General features: G+C 73.2%; 15 protein-coding genes. 8 read left to right on the forward strand and 7 right to left on the reverse strand.

The annotated features are described in order from the left end of the window. Positions 1-46 precede the first annotated feature (46 nt). The 3 genes from ACZ4Z1_RS31300 (at position 47) to ACZ4Z1_RS31310 (ending at position 3,973) form a co-directional block, all read left to right on the forward strand. Positions 47-1,636: a GMC family oxidoreductase gene (locus ACZ4Z1_RS31300; RefSeq protein WP_468490020.1), complete on the forward strand. Its 1,590-nt coding sequence runs from the start codon at positions 47-49 to the stop codon at positions 1,634-1,636. A 145-nt stretch (positions 1,637-1,781) separates the two neighbouring features. Then, a complete protein-coding gene (locus ACZ4Z1_RS31305) occupies positions 1,782-3,482 on the forward strand; it encodes a CocE/NonD family hydrolase (protein ID WP_468490021.1) in 1,701 nt (566 codons plus the stop codon). 92 nt (positions 3,483-3,574) lie between these two features. Next, positions 3,575-3,973, forward strand: coding sequence for a VOC family protein (locus ACZ4Z1_RS31310; protein ID WP_468490022.1), 399 nt, complete (start codon positions 3,575-3,577; stop codon positions 3,971-3,973). A gap of 17 nt (positions 3,974-3,990) precedes the next feature. Here ACZ4Z1_RS31310 and ACZ4Z1_RS31315 read toward each other — a convergent pair whose 3' ends face one another. After that, positions 3,991-5,253, reverse strand: a complete 1,263-nt coding sequence (locus tag ACZ4Z1_RS31315) for a DUF4185 domain-containing protein (RefSeq protein WP_468490023.1) — start codon at positions 5,251-5,253, stop codon at positions 3,991-3,993. Between the two features lie 242 nt (positions 5,254-5,495). Between ACZ4Z1_RS31315 and ACZ4Z1_RS31320 the strand changes: the two genes are divergently transcribed. From ACZ4Z1_RS31320 to meaB, 3 genes are read left to right on the forward strand one after another with little or no spacing between them, the layout of a single operon-like run. After that, on the forward strand, positions 5,496-7,388 hold the full coding sequence (locus tag ACZ4Z1_RS31320) for a methylmalonyl-CoA mutase family protein (RefSeq protein ID WP_468490024.1): 1,893 nt from the start codon (positions 5,496-5,498) through the stop codon (positions 7,386-7,388). Then, positions 7,388-9,613 carry a methylmalonyl-CoA mutase gene (gene scpA / locus ACZ4Z1_RS31325; RefSeq protein WP_468490025.1) on the forward strand — a complete coding sequence of 742 codons (2,226 nt, stop codon included), beginning with the start codon at positions 7,388-7,390 and terminating at the stop codon, positions 9,611-9,613. Before ACZ4Z1_RS31320 ends, scpA begins: the two co-directional genes overlap by 1 nt. Before the next feature lie 12 nt (positions 9,614-9,625). Next, positions 9,626-10,657, forward strand: a complete 1,032-nt coding sequence (meaB, locus tag ACZ4Z1_RS31330; RefSeq protein WP_468490026.1) for a methylmalonyl Co-A mutase-associated GTPase MeaB — start codon at positions 9,626-9,628, stop codon at positions 10,655-10,657. Positions 10,658-10,681: 24 nt separating this feature from the next. Here the strand turns inward: meaB and ACZ4Z1_RS31335 are convergent, their stop codons facing one another. The 4 genes from ACZ4Z1_RS31335 to ACZ4Z1_RS31350 are packed head-to-tail and all read right to left on the reverse strand — an operon-like array spanning position 10,682 to position 13,882. After that, positions 10,682-11,056 carry a VOC family protein gene (locus ACZ4Z1_RS31335; protein WP_468490027.1) on the reverse strand — a complete coding sequence of 125 codons (375 nt, stop codon included), beginning with the start codon at positions 11,054-11,056 and terminating at the stop codon, positions 10,682-10,684. A 57-nt stretch (positions 11,057-11,113) separates the two neighbouring features. Beyond that, the gene (locus ACZ4Z1_RS31340; RefSeq protein ID WP_468490028.1) at positions 11,114-12,007 is read right to left on the reverse strand and encodes a LysR family transcriptional regulator; all 894 of its coding nucleotides are present in this window, start codon (positions 12,005-12,007) and stop codon (positions 11,114-11,116) included. 13 nt (positions 12,008-12,020) lie between these two features. Next, positions 12,021-12,833, reverse strand: a complete 813-nt coding sequence (locus ACZ4Z1_RS31345; RefSeq protein ID WP_468490029.1) for an SDR family NAD(P)-dependent oxidoreductase — start codon at positions 12,831-12,833, stop codon at positions 12,021-12,023. Between the two features lie 5 nt (positions 12,834-12,838). Continuing rightward, positions 12,839-13,882, reverse strand: a complete 1,044-nt coding sequence (locus ACZ4Z1_RS31350; RefSeq protein ID WP_468490030.1) for a multicopper oxidase domain-containing protein — start codon at positions 13,880-13,882, stop codon at positions 12,839-12,841. Between the two features lie 319 nt (positions 13,883-14,201). Between ACZ4Z1_RS31350 and ACZ4Z1_RS31355 the strand changes: the two genes are divergently transcribed. Both ACZ4Z1_RS31355 and ACZ4Z1_RS31360 read left to right on the forward strand, forming a co-directional pair. Further along, the gene (locus tag ACZ4Z1_RS31355; protein WP_468490115.1) at positions 14,202-16,595 is read left to right on the forward strand and encodes a ThuA domain-containing protein; all 2,394 of its coding nucleotides are present in this window, start codon (positions 14,202-14,204) and stop codon (positions 16,593-16,595) included. After that, a complete protein-coding gene (locus ACZ4Z1_RS31360) occupies positions 16,592-18,511 on the forward strand; it encodes an OmpL47-type beta-barrel domain-containing protein (protein ID WP_468490031.1) in 1,920 nt (639 codons plus the stop codon). Before ACZ4Z1_RS31355 ends, ACZ4Z1_RS31360 begins: the two co-directional genes overlap by 4 nt. Positions 18,512-18,579: 68 nt before the next feature. Here the strand turns inward: ACZ4Z1_RS31360 and ACZ4Z1_RS31365 are convergent, their stop codons facing one another. Then, positions 18,580-19,095 carry a lytic polysaccharide monooxygenase auxiliary activity family 9 protein gene (locus ACZ4Z1_RS31365; RefSeq protein ID WP_468490032.1) on the reverse strand — a complete coding sequence of 172 codons (516 nt, stop codon included), beginning with the start codon at positions 19,093-19,095 and terminating at the stop codon, positions 18,580-18,582. A gap of 290 nt (positions 19,096-19,385) precedes the next feature. Further along, positions 19,386-19,847 carry an SCP2 sterol-binding domain-containing protein gene (locus ACZ4Z1_RS31370; RefSeq protein WP_468490033.1) on the reverse strand — a complete coding sequence of 154 codons (462 nt, stop codon included), beginning with the start codon at positions 19,845-19,847 and terminating at the stop codon, positions 19,386-19,388. Between the last annotated feature and the right edge of the window lie 104 nt (positions 19,848-19,951).

Here is a 19,951-nt window from a genome sequence, read left to right on the forward strand (position 1 = left end):
TACGGGTGCGGGGCGGGACCTTGAGGCATCGGGAAGGCGGGCTCGGATGGCCGGTGCGCAGCGGTACGACCAGGTTCACGACTACGTCGTCGTCGGCGCCGGATCAGCGGGCTGTGTGCTCGCGGCCCGGCTGTCCGAGGACCCGACGGTCCGTGTGGCACTGGTGGAAGCGGGCGGGCCGGACCGCCGGCAGGAGGTCCGCGTCCCGGCGGCGTTCCCCAAGCTCTTTTGCACACCGTACGACTGGAACTTCACGACCGCGCCCCAAGCAGGCCTGCACGGGCGGGAGTTGTACTGGCCGCGCGGCCGGACCCTGGGCGGCTCCTCGTCGCTCAACGCGATGATGTGGGTGCGCGGCCACCGCGACGATTACGACGGCTGGGCCGAGTCGGCGGGCGAGGAGTGGTCCTGGGACGAGGTGGCCCGCTACTTCCGGCGCGCCGAGCACTGGGCCGGACCGCCCGGCGGGACGGTGCACGGCACCGCGGGCCCGCTGTGGATCTCCCCCGCGCGCGGCCTCCACCCGCTGACCGCCGACTTCCTCGACGCCTGCGAGGAGGCGGGGCTGCCGCGGCTCGCCGAGCTGAACGGTCCCGACCACAGCGGCTGTGCCCCCACCCCGCTCAACCAGCGGCGCGGACGCCGGTGGAGCGCGGCCGACGGCTATCTGCGCCCGGCGCTGCGCCGCGCGAACCTGCGGGTCGTCACGGGACAGCAGGTCCGCCGGGTGCTGTTCGAGGACGGCCGGGCGTACGGCGTCGAGCTGCCCGGCGGCGTACTGCGGGCCCGCCGCGAGGTCATCCTGTGCGCGGGCGCGATCGGCTCGCCGCAGCTCCTGCTGCGCTCCGGCGTCGGTGACCCCGACCAGCTGGCGGAGGCCGGGATCGAGCAGGTGGCCGAGCTGCCCGCCGTGGGCCGTCACCTCCAGGATCACCTGTCCGTACCGGTCCTGATGCGCACCGCGCTGCCCCGCACACTCACCGGCGCCGACACCCCGGCCGGCATCGCCCGCTACCTGCTGTCCCGGCGCGGCCCGCTGACCTCCAACATCGGCGAGGCCGTCGCGTTCCTGCGCAGCACCGACGACCTGGCCGCGCCGGACCTGGAGCTGATCTTCGCGCCGGTCCCGTTCGTCCGGCACGGCCTGCGGCCGCCGACCGAGCACGGTGTCACCATCGGCGTCATCCTGCTCCGGCCGGAGAGCCGCGGCCGGATCGCCCTGGGCGACGGCCCGGACGCGCCGCCGCTCATCGACCCCGGCTATCTGACGTCCGAGGCGGACCTGCGGCGGCTGCTGGCCGGTATCCGCTTCGCGGAGCGGCTGTACGGGACGCGGGCGCTGGCCCCGCACGTCACCGAGCCACTGGAGCCGTGGCCGGGCGAGCAGGACGACAAGGCCGCCGGGGAGACCGTGCGCGCCCTCGCGGAAACGCTGTACCACCCGGTGGGCACCTGCCGGATGGGCACCGGCGACGACACCGTCACCGACCCGCGCCTGCGGGTGCGCGGTGTGAGGGGCCTGCGCGTCGCGGACTCCTCCGTCATGCCTGCCATCCCCCGCGGGCACACCCACGCGCCCACCGTGATGATCGCCGAACGGGCCGCGGACCTGCTGCGCACCGCCCGGTCCCGATGAGCGCGTACATGCGCGATGCGCCGGAAGGCCGGACACTGGATCACCCGGGGCGACCCCGGAGCCGCACAGGCAGTGACGACCATGGACACTGCGTGACGCGTCGCACGGGGGCGACGGACGCCCGAACGGACGATGGGAGGGTCCGATGGCGGACATCATGCTGCGGGACCGGACCGGGCGGGCCTTCGGCCGCCTGGTGGACCGGTATCTGGACATGCCCGAGCCGGTCACACCCGACGTCGAATGCGTGCGTGACCTGCGCGTCCCCATGAGAGACGGCACCGTCCTGCTGGCCGACCGCTACCGGCCGCGCGGCGCCGGACCGCTGCCGGTGGTGCTGCTGCGCACGCCGTACGGCAAGCACAAGCCCGACATCAAGCTGTTCGCGGGCGTGCTGGCGCGGCGGGGCTTCCAGGTGGTGGCGCAGAACGTCCGAGGTGTCTTCGGCTCGGGCGGCGAGTTCCGCGCCTTCGTGCACGAGAAGGACGACGGGCTGGTCACCGCGGCGTGGCTGCGCGGACGGGCGTGGTGCGACGGGCGGCTGGCCACCGCCGGAGCCAGCTACCTCGGGCACGCGGAGTGGGCCATCGGCCCGTACCTCGACCCGCCCCTGGAGGCGATGTGCCTGGGCATCACCACCTCCGGCTTCCCCGCCGCGTTCTACCCGGGCGGCGTGCTGGCGCTGCACAACATGCTGGTGTGGTCCTCGGCGACGGGCACGCAGGAGGAGGCTCCGCTCGGCGGCCTGCTGCCCAATCCGCTGCAGACCCGCAGGGTGCAGCGCGCGATGCGGACGCTCCCCGTCGGCGAGTCCGATCTCGCGGCCATCGGGCGGCCGGAGCGTTTCCTGCGCGAGGTCAGCGCGCACGCGGAGCCGGGGGACGACTTCTGGGCGCCGATCGACCACAGTGCCGCGGCGCTGCGGATGACCACGCCGACCAGCATGGTGACGGGGTGGTGGGACCTGTTCCTGCCGTACCAGCTGCGGGACTTCACCGCGCTGACCGCCGCCGGGCACCGCTCGCGGATCACGATCGGGCCGTGGGCCCACGACCGGAACGCGCTCAAGGCGACACTCACCGACCACGTGTCGTGGCTGAGCGCCCAGCTGGCCGGTGACACCACCCAGCTGCACCAGTCGCCGGTCCGGCTCTACCTCCAGCGGGCGGGCCGCTGGCTGGACTTCGACCGGTGGCCGCCGCCACAGTCCACCCCGACGCCGCTGCACCTCCAGCCGTCCGGCGGGCTCGACTGGCCGGAGCCGCCCGGCGGTTCGCCGGACCGGTTCACCTATCACGGCGCCGACCCGACCCCGTCGACCGGCGGCCCGCTGCTGCTGCCGGGCGAAATCCGGCAGCAGGACAACACGGCGGTGGAACGGCGGCCCGACGTGCTGGTGTTCACCGGCCGGCCGCTGCCCCGCGATCTCGACCTGATCGGCCCGGTGTCGGCCGTGGTGCACGTGCGGACGGACTCCGGGTACGGCGATGTCTTCGTACGGCTGTGTGATGTGGACCGGGCGGGTGTCTCGCGCAACGTCACCGACGGCATCCTGCGGCTGCGCCCGGGCTCGCCGGAGGCGGACGCCGACAAAGTGGTGGCGGCGCGGGTGGAGCTGCATCCGACCGGCTACCGGTTCCTGCGCGGGCACAGCCTGCGGGTGCAGGTGGCGGGCGGCGCGTTCCCGCGGTTCGCGCGCCATCACGGGACCGGTGAGCCGGCCGCGTCGGCGGTCGCCTGCCGGCCGATACGGTTCGAGGTCTTCCACGAGCCGGGCCGCCCCTCCGCGGTGGTGCTGCCCCTGATGACCGCACCGGCCCCGCACGGCGGGAGTGAACCGGCCTGACCGCGGTACTCGTCGTCCCGGCCCGCGCGCCGCGCGGCCGGCACCGGGGACGGTGCCCTGCCGAGGAGGGCCCACGGGGCCGAGGAGATGCCATGGGACTGGTCAAAGCCGCCGTGATCGTGCTCGACTGCGCCGACCCGGAGAAACTGGCGGACTTCTACGCCGACTTCCTGGAGGGCGAGGTCCGCACCGAGCACCTGCCCGACCGGGTGGAGGTCGTCGTCGACGGCACCCAGATCTCCTTCCGCCGCGACCTGAACATGACGCCGCCGACCTGGCCGCGTCCCGACAGTTCGCTCCAGGCCCATCTGGACCTGCTGGTCGACGAGGCGGACATGGACGCGGCCGAGCGCAAGGCGGTCAGCCTCGGCGCGCGCCCGCTGGACACCAAGGACGACACCGGCCCGCGCGAGGTACGGGTCTACTCCGACCCGGCCGGGCACCCGTTCTCGCTGCGCTGCTCCCTGCGGTCGGGGCCGAAGACCGACTGAACGCCCGGCCCCGCCGGTCACGTGCGGCTGAAGCGCAGCCGCAGGAACCGCGGCCGGTACAGCTCGACGTCGCTGTTGACCTGGGCGACGGAGGGTGCGCCCGGCGGGCCGAGCCAGTTGACGTCATAGCTGACCAGCAGCCCGCCGCCGTCCGTGAACTCCGGGTGGACCTGCGGATTGTAGACGGCGACGCGCTGCTGCCCGGTGGGGTCGGCCGGCCGGGGCGGGGTGATCCGTCCGGCCGGCCCGTGCCACGGGCCCTGCGCCGAGCACGCCCAGTACGCGGTGACGGACGACAGGCCGTCGCCCGGCGGCCCGGGATCGTCCATCGTCAGCAGGACCCAGGTGCCGCCGTCCCGTACGACGGTGAAGGCGCTGCCCACGCCGCGCCCGCGGCCCTCGCGGATCACCGGGGCCGCCCGGCCGGCGTGCGGCTGCCAGCCCCGCCCGTCCCAGAACTGCCAGCTGCGGGCCTCCCCCAGCTGCCCGGTCGGCACCCGCGCGAGGTAGGCGTTCGAGCCGGCACGGCCGGGCCCGTCGTCGCCGCCGTAGACGTACGTCCATGCGCCGTCCTGTACGGACGCGGTGCCGTACAGGACCCGGTCTCCCAGGCTGCGTACCGAAGTCTGGTCGACGGCCGGGGCGATGCCCTCCAGCCGCAGGTCCGGCAGGGACAGGGTGGCGATCTCGGTCGCGCGGGGCACGCCGAAGACCCACGGGCCCTGGCCCGGTGTGCGGTTCCACAGCAGGACGCGGACGACCTGTTCGGGTGATCCGGGGGTGCGCGGTTCGACGTGCGCCTGGACCGGCCAGCGCCAGCCGTCCGGGGTGTCGGGGAAGAACGGGCCGGGACCGGCGCCGGTGCTGCCGGTCAGGGTGCGTTCCAGGCGGCCGGCCCGGTCCATGACGACGAGGGAGTTGTGGGTCAGGGCGGGTGCGCGGCCGGTGTCGGCGGAGCGCCAGGGGTACGGCTGTCCGTACGGATTGGGCGCGGGCTGCACCCGGTCGAGGAAGGTGTCGGAGAAGAGCCACAGGATCCGGCCGTCGGGCAGCCGGACGGAGTGGGTGCCGTCGCCGCCGGTCCAGTCGTCCACGCGGGTGTTGTCGTTGCCGTACCGGGTGAACTCGCCGGTGAGGCGGGACTCGGCGGCCCACGAGCCGATCTTCCGCCCGGTGCACGGCGGGCCCTCGCGGCCGGGGAGCGTGAGCAGCAGGACCACTCCGGCGATCAGGGCGAGCACCGCCGCCACGGCGACGGTTCGCCTCACCGGCACGCGCATGTCCCTCCTCGTCACGGTGGCGGGCCGCCCACCGTACAGAACCGGCCGGACGGCGGCCGCGAATCGCCCCGACATGCCGAGAATGCGGCGATCCACCCGCTCCGGGGTGTCTACTCGCGGGTACACACACCGCCGGAAGGGCGATCGTAGAGCTTCCCAATGGAGCAATCCCAGGTCAACGAGTGCAAGGTCACAGCCCGATGCCCTGCTGCGGCTAACGACCGTTCGCCTAGCCTGCTGCCATGACCGCCCAGTCCCCCGAACTCCCTCTGGCCGCCGCGTTCCCTGACGCGGACCGCGAGCAGTGGCAGCGCCTGGTCGAAGGCGTCCTGCGCAAGTCGGGCGCCGCGGAGGCGACCGGCACCGCCGCCGAAGACGCGCTCGCCACCGCGCTCCAGGACGGCATCCAGGTCCGTCCGCTCTACACCGCCGAGGACGCGCCCGCCGCCGCCGACGCCACCGGCCGTCCCGGATTCCCGCCGTTCGTACGGGCCGGCCGCGCCACCGGCAGCACCGTCGCGGGCTGGGACGTACGGCAGCGCCACGCGGACACCGATCCGCGGCGCGCCAACGAGGCGGTCCTCGCCGACCTGGAGAACGGCGTCACCTCGCTGTGGCTGACCGTCGGGGACGGCGGGGTGCCGACGGCGGACCTGGCGACCGCGCTCGACGGGGTCTACCTCGACCTGGCGGCCGTCGCCCTGGACGCGGGCCCGGACTTCGCGGCGGCGGCCGAGGCGTGGTTCGGGCTCTGCGCCGACAAGGGCGTGGCGCCGCCCGGGACGGCGGGCACCCTGGGCGCCGATCCGCTGGGTGTGGTGGCCCGTACCGGCCGCGCGGACGGCCTGGCCGGGCACCTTGAGGCGGCCGCCGGACTGGCCCGCCGCTGCGCCGACGAGGCGCCGCGGATGCGCGCGCTGGCCGTGGACGCGCTGCCGTACCACGAGGCGGGCGGCTCGCCCGCCGAGGAGCTGGGCTGCTCGCTGGCCACCGGCGTGGCCTACCTGCGGGAACTGACCGCGGCGGGCCTCGGCGTGGACGCCGCCTGCGCGCAGCTGGAGTTCCGGTACGCGGCCACCGCCGACCAGTTCCTGACGATCGCCAAGCTGCGGGCCGCCCGGCGGCTGTGGTCACGGGTCGCCGAGGTGTGCGGCGCCTCCCCCGCGGCCCGGGCGCAGCGGCAACACGCGGTGACCTCGACGGTCATGATGACCCGTCGGGACCCGTGGGTGAACATGCTGCGCACCACCGTGGCGGGTCTGTCGGCGGGTCTGGGCGGCGCGGACGCCGTCACCGTCCTGCCGTTCGACGCGGCGCTGGGGCTGCCGGACGCGTTCGCCCGCCGTATCGCGCGCAACACCCAGTCGATCCTGCTGGAGGAGTCGCACCTGTCGAAGGTGATCGACCCGGCGGGCGGCTCCTGGTACGTGGAGCGGCTGACCGACGAGCTGGCCCGTGCCGCCTGGGCGTGGTTCCAGGAGGTCGAGGCCGCGGGCGGGCAGGCCGCGGCGCTCGGCTCGGGGATGATCGGCGAGCGGCTGGCCGCGACCTGGCGCAAGCGGTCCGAGGACCTCGCGCACCGCCGCGAACCGGTCACCGGCGTCAGCGAGTTCCCGTTCCTGGCGGAGCCGGCGGTGGAGCGCGAGCCCGCGCCCGTACCGGCGGGCGGCGGCCTGCCGCGGGTGCGCAGGGACGAGGCGTACGAGGCGCTGCGGGCCCGGTCGGACGCGCACCTGGCGGAGACGGGCAGCCGCCCGAAGGCGTTCCTCGCGGCGCTCGGCCCGGCCGCGGTGCACACCGCACGCGCCACCTTCGCCTCCAATCTCCTCCAGGCGGGCGGCATCGAGCCGGTGCACGACCCGGTCTCGGTGGACGCGGCGTCGGCGGCCGAGGCGTTCGCGGCGAGCGGTGCGGGTATCGCCTGTCTGTGTTCGAGCGACGCGCTGTACGCCGAGCAGGCCGCCGAGGTCGCGGCGGCGCTCAAGGAGGCGGGCGCGCGGCAGGTGCTGCTGGCCGGGAAACCGGGCGGGCAGCGGGAAGCATATGAACGAGCCGGAGTGGACGCCTTCGTCTTCGCGGGCTGCGACGCGGTCGGGGTGCTGTCCTCGGCCCTGGATGTCATGGAGGTGGCGTGATGGAGCACGTGACAGGGCAGGCGGGCGCCATCCCGGACTTCAGCACGGTCGAGCTGGGCGAGCCGCAGGCCCCCGAGGGCGACGCCGCGCAGTGGACGGCCGCCGTCCAGGAGTCCACCGGCAAGGGCGTCGACGACCTCGTGTGGGAGACGCCCGAAGGCATCGAGGTCAAGCCGCTGTACACCGGCGAGGACCTGGCCGGGCTGGACTTCCTGCGCACGTACCCGGGCATCACGCCGTACCTGCGCGGCCCGTACCCGACCATGTACGTCAACCAGCCCTGGACCATCCGCCAGTACGCGGGCTTCTCCACCGCCGAGGAGTCCAACGCCTTCTACCGGCGCAATCTCGCGGCCGGCCAGAAGGGCCTGTCCGTCGCCTTCGACCTGCCGACCCACCGCGGCTACGACAGCGACCACCCGCGGGTGACCGGTGACGTCGGCATGGCGGGCGTCGCCATCGACTCCATCTACGACATGCGGCAGCTCTTCTCCGGCATCCCGCTGGACAGGATGACGGTGTCGATGACGATGAACGGCGCGGTGCTGCCCGTCCTCGCCCTGTACATCGTGGCCGCCGAGGAGCAGGGCGTACCGCCCGAGAAGCTGGCCGGGACCATCCAGAACGACATCCTCAAGGAGTTCATGGTCCGCAACACCTACATCTATCCGCCGCGCCCCTCGATGCGGATCATCTCCGACATCTTCGCGTACACCTCGCAGAAGATGCCGCGCTACAACTCCATCTCCATCTCCGGCTACCACATCCAGGAAGCGGGCGCGACGGCCGATCTGGAGCTGGCGTACACCCTCGCCGACGGCGTGGAGTACCTGAAGGCGGGTATCGACGCGGGGATGGACGTGGACGCCTTCGCGCCGCGGCTGTCGTTCTTCTGGGCGATCGGCATGAACTTCTTCATGGAGATCGCCAAGCTGCGCGCCGCCCGGCTGCTGTGGGCCAAACTGGTCCGGCGGTTCGACCCGAAGAACCCCAAGTCGCTGTCGCTGCGCACCCATTCGCAGACTTCCGGCTGGTCGCTGACCGCGCAGGACGTCTTCAACAACGTCACGCGTACGTGCGTGGAGGCGATGGCCGCGACGCAGGGCCACACCCAGTCGCTGCACACCAACGCGCTGGACGAGGCCCTCGCCCTGCCCACCGACTTCTCCGCCCGCATCGCCCGCAACACCCAGCTCTTCCTCCAGCAGGAGTCGGGCACCTGCCGGGTCATCGACCCGTGGGGCGGCAGCGCGTACGTCGAGAAGCTCACCCACGACCTGGCGCGCCGCGCCTGGCAGCACATCGAGGAGGTCGAGGCGGCCGGCGGCATGGCCAAGGCCATCGACGCGGGCATCCCGAAGCTGCGCGTGGAGGAGGCCGCGGCCCGCACGCAGGCGCGGATCGACTCGGGGCGGCAGGCGCTGATCGGCGTCAACAAGTACCGGGTGGACACCGACGAGCAGATCGACGTGCTGAAGGTCGACAACTCCGCCGTGCGCGCGCAGCAAATCGACAAGCTGCGGCGGCTGCGCGAGGAGCGCGACGAGGCGGCCTGCCAGGACGCGCTGCGGGCGCTGACCGCCGCCGCCGAGGCCGGTCCGGGCCAGGGCCTGGAGGGCAACCTGCTGGCACTGGCCGTGGACGCGGCGCGCGCGATGGCGACGGTCGGTGAGATCTCCGACGCACTGGAGAAGGTCTACGGGCGCCACTCCGGGCAGATCCGTACGATCTCCGGTGTGTACCGAGACGAAGCAGGGCCGTCCTCCGGCGTGGACCGGACCCGGGACCTGGTGGCGGAGTTCGAGCGGGCCGAGGGACGCCGGCCGCGCATCCTGGTCGCCAAGATGGGCCAGGACGGCCACGACCGCGGCCAGAAGGTGATCGCCACGGCCTTCGCCGACCTGGGCTTCGACGTGGACGTCGGCCCGCTGTTCCAGACGCCGGCGGAGGTCGCCCGGCAAGCGGTGGAGGCGGACGTGCACGTCGTGGGCGTCTCCTCGCTGGCCGCCGGCCACCTGACGCTGGTGCCCGCGCTGCGCGAGGAACTGGCGGCGCAGGACCGGGAGGACATCATGATCGTGGTCGGCGGGGTGATCCCGCCCGGTGACATCCCGGCGCTGCACGAGGCGGGCGCCGCGGCTGTCTTCCCGCCCGGCACGGTGATCCCGGATGCCGCGTACGACCTGGTCAAGGACCTCGCCGGGGTCCTCGGCCACGACCTGTGAGCCACGACGCCGATGCCTGAGACATCCCGGCCCCGAGCGGCCCGCAAGCGACCGACGATCGACATCGACCAGTACGCGGCAGGCGTGCGTGAGGGCTCCCGGGCCTGGATCGCCCGCGCCATCACCCTGGTGGAGTCCACCCGGGCCGACCACCGGGCGCTCGCGCAGCGGCTGCTGGTCGAGCTGCTGCCGTACTCCGGCGCGGCCCGGCGGGTCGGCATCAGCGGGGTGCCCGGAGTCGGCAAGTCGACGTTCATCGACGCGCTGGGCACCCAGCTGACGGGGGCCGGGCACCGGGTCGCCGTGCTGGCCGTCGACCCGTCGTCCAGCCGGACCGGCGGCTCGATCCTGGGCGACAAGACGCGGATGGAGCGGCTGGCCGCCGACCCCGCGGCGTTCGTACGCCCCTCCCCCACCTCGGGCACGCTCGGCGGGGTGGCGCGGGCGACGCGGGAGTCCATCGTCGTGATGGAGGCCGCGGGTTACGACGTGGTGCTCGTCGAGACGGTGGGTGTCGGCCAGTCCGAGACGGCCGTCGCCAACATGGTCGACACGTTCCTGCTGCTCACCCTGGCCCGCACCGGCGACCAGCTCCAGGGCATCAAGAAGGGTGTCCTGGAGCTGGCGGACCTGGTGTCGGTCAACAAGGCGGACGGGCCGCACGAGCGCGACGCGAAGTCGGCGGCCCGGGAGCTGTCCGGCGCGCTGCGCCTGCTCCAGCCCCCGGACGCCGCCTGGACCCCGCCGGTGCTGACGTGCAGCGCCCGGGAGGGCACCGGCCTGGACACGGTGTGGGACCGTGTCGAGCAGCACCGCAAGCTGCTGGAGTCCACCGGGGCACTGGCGGAGAAGCGGCGCGGCCAGCAGGTCGACTGGACCTGGTCGATGGTCCGTGAACAGCTGCTGAACCGGCTCCAGGACCACCCCGGCGTACGGGACGTGGCCCCGGAGGTGGAACGGGAGGTACGGGCCGGCGCGCTGACGGCGACGCTCGCGGCGGAACGCATTCTGGGCGCGTTCGGGATGCCGGGCGAAGGACGGTAGGGCGGCAGGGCGGCCACCGGTGGCTCACGCCGGGGACATCACCTCGTACAGGTTCCCGGTGTCGTCCGTGAAGAACAGGCCGCGCGGGCACAGCGGGTGGTCGGTGCGGCCGTTGTCCGGGTGGGCAGGGTCGCTGCCGTAGGGCACGCCTGCGGCCCGGATGCGGGTGAGGATCCGGTCGAAGGTGTCCGGGTCCACGTCGAAGGCGAGGTGGTGGCCCTCGGGCTCGGGCACCGTCATGAAGTCGAGGGTCAGCCGGTCGTTGACGCGTACGGGGGCGAAGTGCCCGTTGCGGCCGGCCGGGGGCAGTTCCTCCAGGCCCATGACCGAGGCGAAGAACCGGGCCGCCGCGCGGTGGTCGGCGGCGGGCACGACGGTGTGGTTGAGGGTGACGGGCACGGGTGCTCCCCAGGGGTCGACGAGACACCCCACCGTACGGAGTGAGTACTCACTCCGTCAATGATCTGCCCGGCCCCGCTGCGCGAAGTGCGCGACGGCCGCCTCCTCGAACTGCCGTTCCGCCGCCGAGACATACCGGTCCGCACGCCGCACCAGACACAGGGTCCGACGGCAGTCCGGCACGGCCAGGCGCAGCCAGCGCACCGGCGCCTCCGCCGTCTCGTTGCGGGCGAGCGCCGGAATGAGCCCGATACCCAGCCCGGCGGCGATCAGGAACTGGGTCGCGGCCGGCTCGTCCCCCTCGCAGGTGATGACGGGCGCACGGCCCGCCGCCGCGAACAGCCGGTCGAGCAGCTCGCGCTGCCAGTGCCCGGGGCGGGTCGTGACGAACGGCTCGTCCACGACGTCCTCCAGACCGACACTCCCCCGCCCCGCCAGCGGATGACCGACCGGTACGGCCAGCAGTACCTCCTCCTCCATCAGCACCACCGAACGCAGCCCGGCCCCGCGCAGGGGTTGTGAGGCTACGCACAGGTCCACCTCACGCTCCGCCAGCTGACGCCCCATCACTGCGGCGGTCGACTGATGGAGACGTATCCCGACGCCGGGGTGCGCGGCCCGGTAGGCCGAGAGCAGCGAGGTGAGCGTCAGCAGCGTCTCGGCGGCGACCACGACCTGCCCCTGGTCCAGCCCCGCGGCGTCCGCCAGCTCGCGCCGCGCGTCGTCCAGTTCACCGAGCGCGCGCTCGACGCGGCGCAGGAAGGCGGCGCCGTACCGGTTGAGACGGACCGAACGCCCCTGCCGGTCGAAGAGCAGCACACCCAGGTCGGCCTCCAGCCGGGCGATCGTCCGGCTCACCGCGGGCTGCGCGATCCGCAGTTCGGCCGCGGCCCTGCTGATGTGCTGGTGCCGGGCCACCACCCGGAACGTCCGCAGGGACGTCAGGTCCACGCCGGGCCCCCGCTCAGACGGTCAGGCCGCCGTCGACGGGCAGGATCGCGCCCGTCACGTACGAGGCCCGGTCGCTGAGCAGCCACGCGGCGGCCTGCGCCACCTCTTCGGGGGCGGCCGCGCGGCGCAGCGGCGTACGGGCCGTGAGCCGGTCGACGACGTCCGCTTCGCGGGCGGCCCAGTCCTCGATCATGGCGGTCATGGTCGTGCCGGGGGCGACGGCGTTGACACGGATGCCCTGGGGTCCGTACTCGACGGCGGCGGTCTGCGTGAGGCTGTTCACGGCCCGCTTCGAGGCGCCGTACAGGCTCATCCCGGCTGACGGCTTCAGGCTGCCGACGCTGCTGTTGTTGACGATGGCGCCGGTGCCCGCGGTGGCGAGAATCGCGCGTATCTCGGCGGCCATCGCCAGCCAGACGCCCCGGTGGTTGACGGCGGTGATCCGGTCGAAGTCCGCTACGGGGATCTCGGCCAGCGGGGCGTGCCCGACGCCCATGCCCGCGTTGTTGAACGCGCCGTCCAGGCGGCCGTGGCGCTCCACGGCCGTGTCCACCGCCCGCTGTACGGCGGCCGGGTCCGCCAGGTCGGCGACGACGTGGTCGGCGGTGCCTCCCGCCGCCCGTATCTCCCGGGCCACCGCGGCCAGCTCCGGGCCGGTCCGCGCGGTCAGCACGACGGCGGCCCCCTCCCGCGCGAACAGCCGTGCCGCGGCGGCGCCGATGCCGCGTCCCGCGCCGGTGATCAGCAGGACCTTGCCGTCCAGCAGCCTGCCGCCCGCACCCGGCGCCGTGTCCGTACCCGCGTCCGTACCTGTCGTCTCCGTCATGGCGATCATTGTGCAGGAGGCCGTCGCGGCGTCCCTCGGCGACCTCCGTGGCTGCCGTGCCCGTCGCGGCTGCCGTGCCCGTCGCGGCTGCCGTGCCCGTCGTGCCCGGGGATCGTGCCGTCCGGCTTGGCGATCAGGAGCAGGCCGGCCATGCCCATGTCGGAGTGGCTCTGGACGTGGCAGTGGTACATCCACGCGCCGGCGCCCGCCCCTTCGCCCGCCAGGAACTGGAAGCCGAAGGAGTCGGCAGGGCCGGTGATCCTGTTGTCGATGACGCGGCTGGGATCACCCGGGCCGTCCAGGAGGCCGGTGCGGTTGTCCGCCCAGCGGTGACCGTGCAGGTGGAAGGTGTGGTAGTACTCGCCGTGAGTGATCGAGATGATCTCCACGCGGTCCCCCACCGTGGCCGTGAAGTCCGGCCCTTTCGGCAGGTTGTTGATCGTCATGTCGTTGAAGACGATGGTGAACTGCCGGTCGGGCAGCGGGTCGCCGGCGCGCCGTACGACCACCGGCCCGTACAGGCCCCGGCGGATGCCGCCGGTGCCGTGCTCGGTGCCCACGACGTGGTCGTGGTAGTGCCAGTAGCCCGCGCTGCCCGGCCGCCAGGTGCCGTCCGCGCGCCGTCCGGGAACGTGGGTGCGCCAGGTGTACGTACGGGTGGCGCCGGGTTCCAGGTGGCTGCGGTTCATCCGGGTGCCGTCGCTGGCCACGTCGTAGTCGAGGCCGTGGACGTGCAGACTGGCCGCGGTCTTCAGAGTGTTCTCGCACTCGATGTGCAACGTGTCGCCCTCGACCAGCTCGATCAGCGGGCCCGGAACGGTCGCCTTCCCCCTCTCCAGGCCGTATCCGAGCTGCCCGCCCGGCAGTTCCTCGATGTAGAGCTCGAGGTGCTTGACCGCGCCCCCGGCGGTGGCGGAGCGGCCCGTCCGCGCCGGACGGCCGGCGGCGACGGCCGGGGCGGCCGCCGTGCCGAGTGCCGCGGCGGCGGCGCCCCCGGCGAGGAGACGGCGGTTGAAACTGCGCCTGGGGACGTCGGCTTCCTCGGTCATCGTGCTCCCACAGCAGGAGGGACGGGTCGGAGGGGATGCCTGGGACGGTAGCCGCACGATCTACGTTTATCCACACTCAGGACAAAGTTGGACGGGTTGCGGCCATAGCTCTTGGCGAGTCACCGAAAGGGGTCTAGCTTCAACGGCTGCTGCTGTCCGTGGCCACAGAGGGGCGGGTGCACCCGTGCGACGATTCCGGCGCCGATCACCGCGGCCGCTGCGCGCGTTGACGCGCACCGGCAGACGCAGACCACCCGAGCGCCGCCCGGCCGGCCGGGCCGCCGGCCTCCCCGCGCTGGTGCTGGCCGTGTCGGCCGCCCTGCTCGGCGGCGCGCCCGCCAACGCCTCCGGACCGGACGCCGGGTCACGGCTGCCCACTCCCCCGGGCGGGGAGAACGTCCGCGTCCTGGTCTTCCACGCCTCGGCGGGCACGGAGCCGCCCACCGTCGACGCGGGGATCGAGGCGGTCGAGCGGATCGGCCGCCAGGGCCCGCCCGCCGAGCACTTCGCGGTGGACGCGACCGACGACGCGTCCGTCTTCACCGACCCGCGCCTGGGGACGTACAACGCGGTCGTCTTCCTGACCGGCGGCGGCGACCTCCTCGACCCCGAGCAGGAGGCGGGCCTGGAGAGCTATCTGGAGGCCGGGGGCGGGTTCGTCGGCATCCATGACGCGGCCCGCGCCGAACCGTACTCGGACTGGTTCACCGGCCTGATCGGAGCCCGGCCCGCGGCCACCGTGCCGGGTACGGCGCAGCGGGCGGTCGTCGAGGCCGGCGACCGCCGCCATCCGGCCACGAAGGACCTGCCCGTCGAGTGGAAGCGCCCGGACCGGTGGCTCAACTGGGCGGTCAATCCCAGCGGTTCGGTGCACACCGTGGCCCGGGTACGGGAGAGCACCTACCGGCCGGGCCCCGGCGCCAACGGCTGGGACCACCCCGTCTCCTGGTGCCGCGACTACGACGGCGGCCGGTCCTTCTACACCGCCATGGGCGGCACACCCGACAGCTTCCGCGAGGCCGACTTCCGTACACATCTGCGCGGCGCGCTGCTGTGGACCACCCGACTGGTCCGCGCCGACTGCCAGGCCGCCATCGCCTCGCACTACAAGGCCGAACGGCTGACCGCCCCCAACCAGCCGGGCACGTCGGATCAGATCGGCGAGCCGCACGGGCTGGTGACCGCCGAGGACGGCCGGGTCTTCTACATCGGCCGCGGCGGCGGTGACGCGAACGCCCCGGTCGTCACCGACTGGAACGACCCGGCCGTCGGCAAGGGCGAGGGCACCGTCCACGTCTGGGACCCGAAGACCGGCAAGGTCTCACTCGTCGGCACGGTGACCGTCTTCGGCAACAAGGGCGGCGGCGACGAGCTGGTCAAGAACGAGGAAGGGCTGCTGGGCATCGAACTGGACCCGGCCTTCCTCACCAACGGCTGGGTCTACCTGCACCACACCCCGCACTCCGGCGTCGACCGGACCACCCGCACGGCCGAGCGCCGCGTCTCGCGCTTCACGCTGGACCCGAGGACGGGCAAGCTGGACGCGGCCTCCGAGAAGGTCCTGCTGAAGTGGCCGGTGCAGGTGCACAGCTGCTGCCACGCGGGCGGCGGCATGGCCTGGGACTCGAAGAACAACCTGTACATCGCCACCGGTGACAACAACTCCTCGCGCTTCAGCGGCGGTTACTCCGGCAACAATCCGCAACCGACGTACAAGGGCGTCGCCTTCGCCGACGCGCGGCGTACGGCGGGCAACACCAACAACCTCAACGGCAAGATCCTGCGCATCCACCCCGAGCCGGACGGCACGTACACCCTCCCCGAAGGCAACCTCTTCACCGGCAAGGAGCCGGACGAGGGCGGCGGGAAGACCCGCGGCGAGATCTACGTGATGGGCGTGCGCAACCCGTCGCGCATCTCCGTCGACCAGAAGACCGACACCCTGTACGCGGGCTGGGTCGGGCCGGACGCGACCGAGCCCAGCACCACCTGGGGCCCGGCCAAGTACGACACCTTCGCCGCGATCACCCACGCGGGCAACCGCGGCTGGCCGTACTGCATGGGCAACGACCAGCCGTACCGCGACCGCAACCTGCCCGACCCGGAGAAGCCGCTGGGCTGGTACGACTGCAAGCACCTCAAGAACGAGTCGCCGCACAACGACGGCCTGGTCGCCATCCCGCCCGCCGAGCCCAACAACATCTGGTACGCGCCGCAGGGCGGCGGCCCCGACTTCCCGCGCGACGCGCAGGGCGTCCCGAGCTACCAGCTGTCCGGGCAGAAGCTGCTCCTCCCCTGGCTCAAGGGCGGCGGCCAGGCCGCGATGGACGGCCCGGTCTACCGCCACGACGCGGCTTCCGGCCGCGCGGGGGCCTGGCCGGCGTACTGGGACGGCAAGTGGTTCGTCGGTGACTTCTACGACGGTGACCAGCCGCGGCACGCGCTGGTGATGGACCCGCGGACGGCGGGCTCGGGCGGTCTGCCGGCGCACGCGGAGAGCCTGGACAAGATCGTGCCGGTCGGCGCGAACGGCATCCGCAACCTGATGGGCTGGACGTTCGGCCCGGACGGCGCACTGTACGTCCTCGATTACGGGCGCGGCTTCTTCACCTCGGACGCCAAGTCCGCGCTGTGGCGGGTGACGTACACCGGCGGCGGGCCCACCCCGCGCGCCGCGGACCTGGTCCGCACGGGACGGGAGGCACGGCGATGACCGCACGGCGCAGGTGGGCGGTGCTGCTGGCCGCCCTGCTGATGCTCGTCGGCCTGACCGGCACGGCAGCACACAGCCGGACGGCCGCACGGCCGGCGGCGCCCGAGCCCCCGGCGGCGCGGCAGACCCTGACCTGGACCGCGGGCGACGACATCACCAAGTACGCCTCGGCGCCCACCACCGCCGTGGCCGGCCGGACCACCATCGTCTTCGAGAACAGCACGGCCACCGGCAACACCATGGGCATGCCGCACACCCTGACCTTCGACGTCTTCGACCCGCGGTACAACCACGACGTGCCGCTCAACATCCTCGCCAACCCCGGCGACGCACAGGGCGGCAAGTACACCACCGAAGTCACCCTGACCCCCGGCACGTACCGCTACCACTGCACCATCCCGGGCCACGAGGCGATGCAGGGCATCCTGGTCGTCACGGACGGCGGCGGCCCGGACACCACGCCGCCGGAGACCTCCGCGACGGTGGACGGCGTACGCAACGCCGACGGCGCGTACGTCGGCGGGGCGACGGTGACGGTCGCCGCCTCCGACACCGGGTCCGGCGTCGCCACCGTCGAGTACGCGGTGGGCGGCGGGGCGTTCCAGCCGTACACCGCGCCGGTGCTGTTCCGTGAGCCCGGTGCGTACCAGGTCCGCTACCGCGCCGCCGACAAGGCCGGCAACACCGCCGCCGAAAAGACGGTGGCGTTCACGGTCGTGGCGCCGCCCGGTGACACGACGCCGCCGCGGACCTCCGCGACGACCGAAGGACAGCGCAACTCGGACGGCGAGTACCTCGGACGGGCCACCGTGACACTCACCGCCACCGACGACGGCTCCGGTGTCGCCACGACCGAGTACTCGCTCGACGGCGGCCCGTTCCTCACGTACACGGCGCCCGTCGTCGTGGACCGCACCGGCCGGCACACCGTCGCGCACCGCGCCACCGACCGGGCGGGCAACACGTCCGAGGCGGTACGGGTCTCCCTGACGGTCGTCCCGGGCGGCGGGGTGCCCGCGCCGAACTGTCCCGAGTGGGACGAGCGGCGCACCGTCGTGGTCGGCACGGTCGACACGGGCGTGCCCAACCGCGTCACCCGCAACCGCTGCACCGTCAACGAACTGATCGAGGACGAGAAGGACTGGTCCTCCCGCGCCCTGTTCCTCAAGCACGTCCGGGCGGTCACCGCCAGGCTGCTCGCGGACGGTGTGCTCGACGAGCGCGAGAGCCGGACCGTCGACGCGGCCGCCGACAGGTCCGGCATCGGTACGCCCGGCCACCACACCGGCTACCGCGACCTGTTCGACGGGACGAAGGCGTCCTTCGACCGCTGGCGGCAGGTCGGCGGCGGCGCCTTCGGGCTGACCGCCGACGGCTTCATGACCAGCAGTTCCACGGTGCCGGGCATGGGGATGCTGTGGTTCCCGCGGCGTACGTACGACGACTTCTCGCTGCGGCTGCGGTTCCGCGACGACGCGCCGGGCACCGGCAACGCCAACGGCGGTGTCTTCGTCCGCTTCCCGTACGTGTACGACCATCCCGAGGAGCCCCGCCCGGAGTGGGTGGCCGTCGAGTACGGGCACGAGATCCAGATCCTGGACCGGCCGGACGGCGACCTGTACAAGACGGGGTCGGTGTACGGGTTCGACCGCGTCGGGCTCGGCGGCGCGGGCGTCACGCCGAAGGGCACCTGGAACGACTACGAGATCCGGGTGGTGGGCCAGCACTACTCGGTCTTCCGCAACGGTGTGCTGATCAACGAGTTCGACAACACGGGCGGTCAGCAGTTCTTCCCGCCGCGGGCGGACGATCCGGGGACGGACGGGCGCCGGTACGCCACGGGCTACATCGGCCTCCAGGTACACGGGACGACCGACGTCATCTCGTACCGCGACGTCCGCATCAAGGAGCTGTAGGAATCCGGGACTTGACGGCCGAGAGGGCGGGGCGGCGGGTGTGTGCCCGCCGCCCCGCCGCCCCGCCATCAGCGTATGTTGACGTCGATGCAGGCGTAGAAGGCGTTGGAGGTGTCCGCGACGTTCCAGACGGCGAGCACCTTCTGCTTGCCCTTGATGCCCTGGAAGTTCACGTTGTGCGTGACGGTGGCGGGCGGCTTGGCCCCGTGGTCGTCGACCTCGGCGATCTTGCGGCCGCCGATGAAGTACTGCCAGGTGCTGGTGCGGTGCTGGGCCGTCAGCCGCCAGGTGAAGTTCTGGGAGCTGCCTACCGAGGTGGCCTTCCAGCCCTTGCTGTCGTCGTCCAGCTCCCTGAACCGGGCGTTGCCGCCGCTGCAGCTCTTGAGGCCCTTGGGCCCTTCGACGCTCTGCGGCTCCCATTTGATGTCTCCGCAGGAGACGGTGCCCGCCGCACACTGCGCCTGGCGGCTGGCCGGGGCGTTCACATAGCCGTGGGCGCTCGCCGAACTCGCGGGCAGGGTCACGACGAGGAGCGGAGCCAGCGCGGCGCCGACGGCGGTGGCGATCTTCCTCTTGTGGTGCATGTCGACTCCTTCACGGTGGGGCCCGGTGCGGGCAGGCGCGTACCGGCGCTGTCGCGCGGTCCGTCCGGTCCGGGTGGGGCCCCGCTGGTGGGGGTGGGGTGACGCGAAGGGGTGGTGCCGGCGTGCGAGGACCGCGGCCGCCCGGGGCGCAGTGCCGACTGCCTGGGGAAGGCCGGATTCCCGCTCGCCAATTGGTCTAGACTTTACCGATTGGCAGACCCCGGTCAAGAGGGTGGACATCAACTCGTCCCGCCCCAGGAGTCACCCGCGCCCCACGCGCCGGCGTTCGCTCAGACCTTGGGGATGTCGAAGTACCGGTTCATGCCGGCGGCCAGCCCCAGGTCACCGGAGACCTTGATCTTGCGGGTGAGGACCATCGTCACCGGATTGCCGTTCCCCGACACCAGCCGCAGGAACTCCGCGTCGCCCAGGGTCAGCGTCAGCCGCGGCTCGGCCGTACCGGCGCCCGCACGGACCGAGCACACCCCGTCCGCCAGGACGGTCTCCCACACGGCCTCCCGCTCGCCGGTGATCCGCCAGCGGATCACCGCGTGCACCCCGGCCGCCGCGTCGGGACGGAACTGCCGCCCCATCCTGCCGAAGACCTCGCCGAGCACCCGGTCCCGCAGCTCGCCCCGCGCCAGCGCGGTGATCTCCTGGGTCGACAGCCCCTTCACGATCCGCGCGAACTCCTCGGGCGTGACGCTCGCGAAGTCGAGCTCGGCCAGCAGCGACCTGACGTCTCGGGTCACGGCACTCTCCTCGTCGCATGATTGTTTCCCCCTGCATGGTGCCCCCACGGCACCGCGCGGCGCCCGCCGGGTCCGGTACCCGGCGCGTTCCGGCTGCCCCACCG

The sequence above is a fragment of the Streptomyces sp. NPDC030165 genome (genome assembly GCF_055573595.1).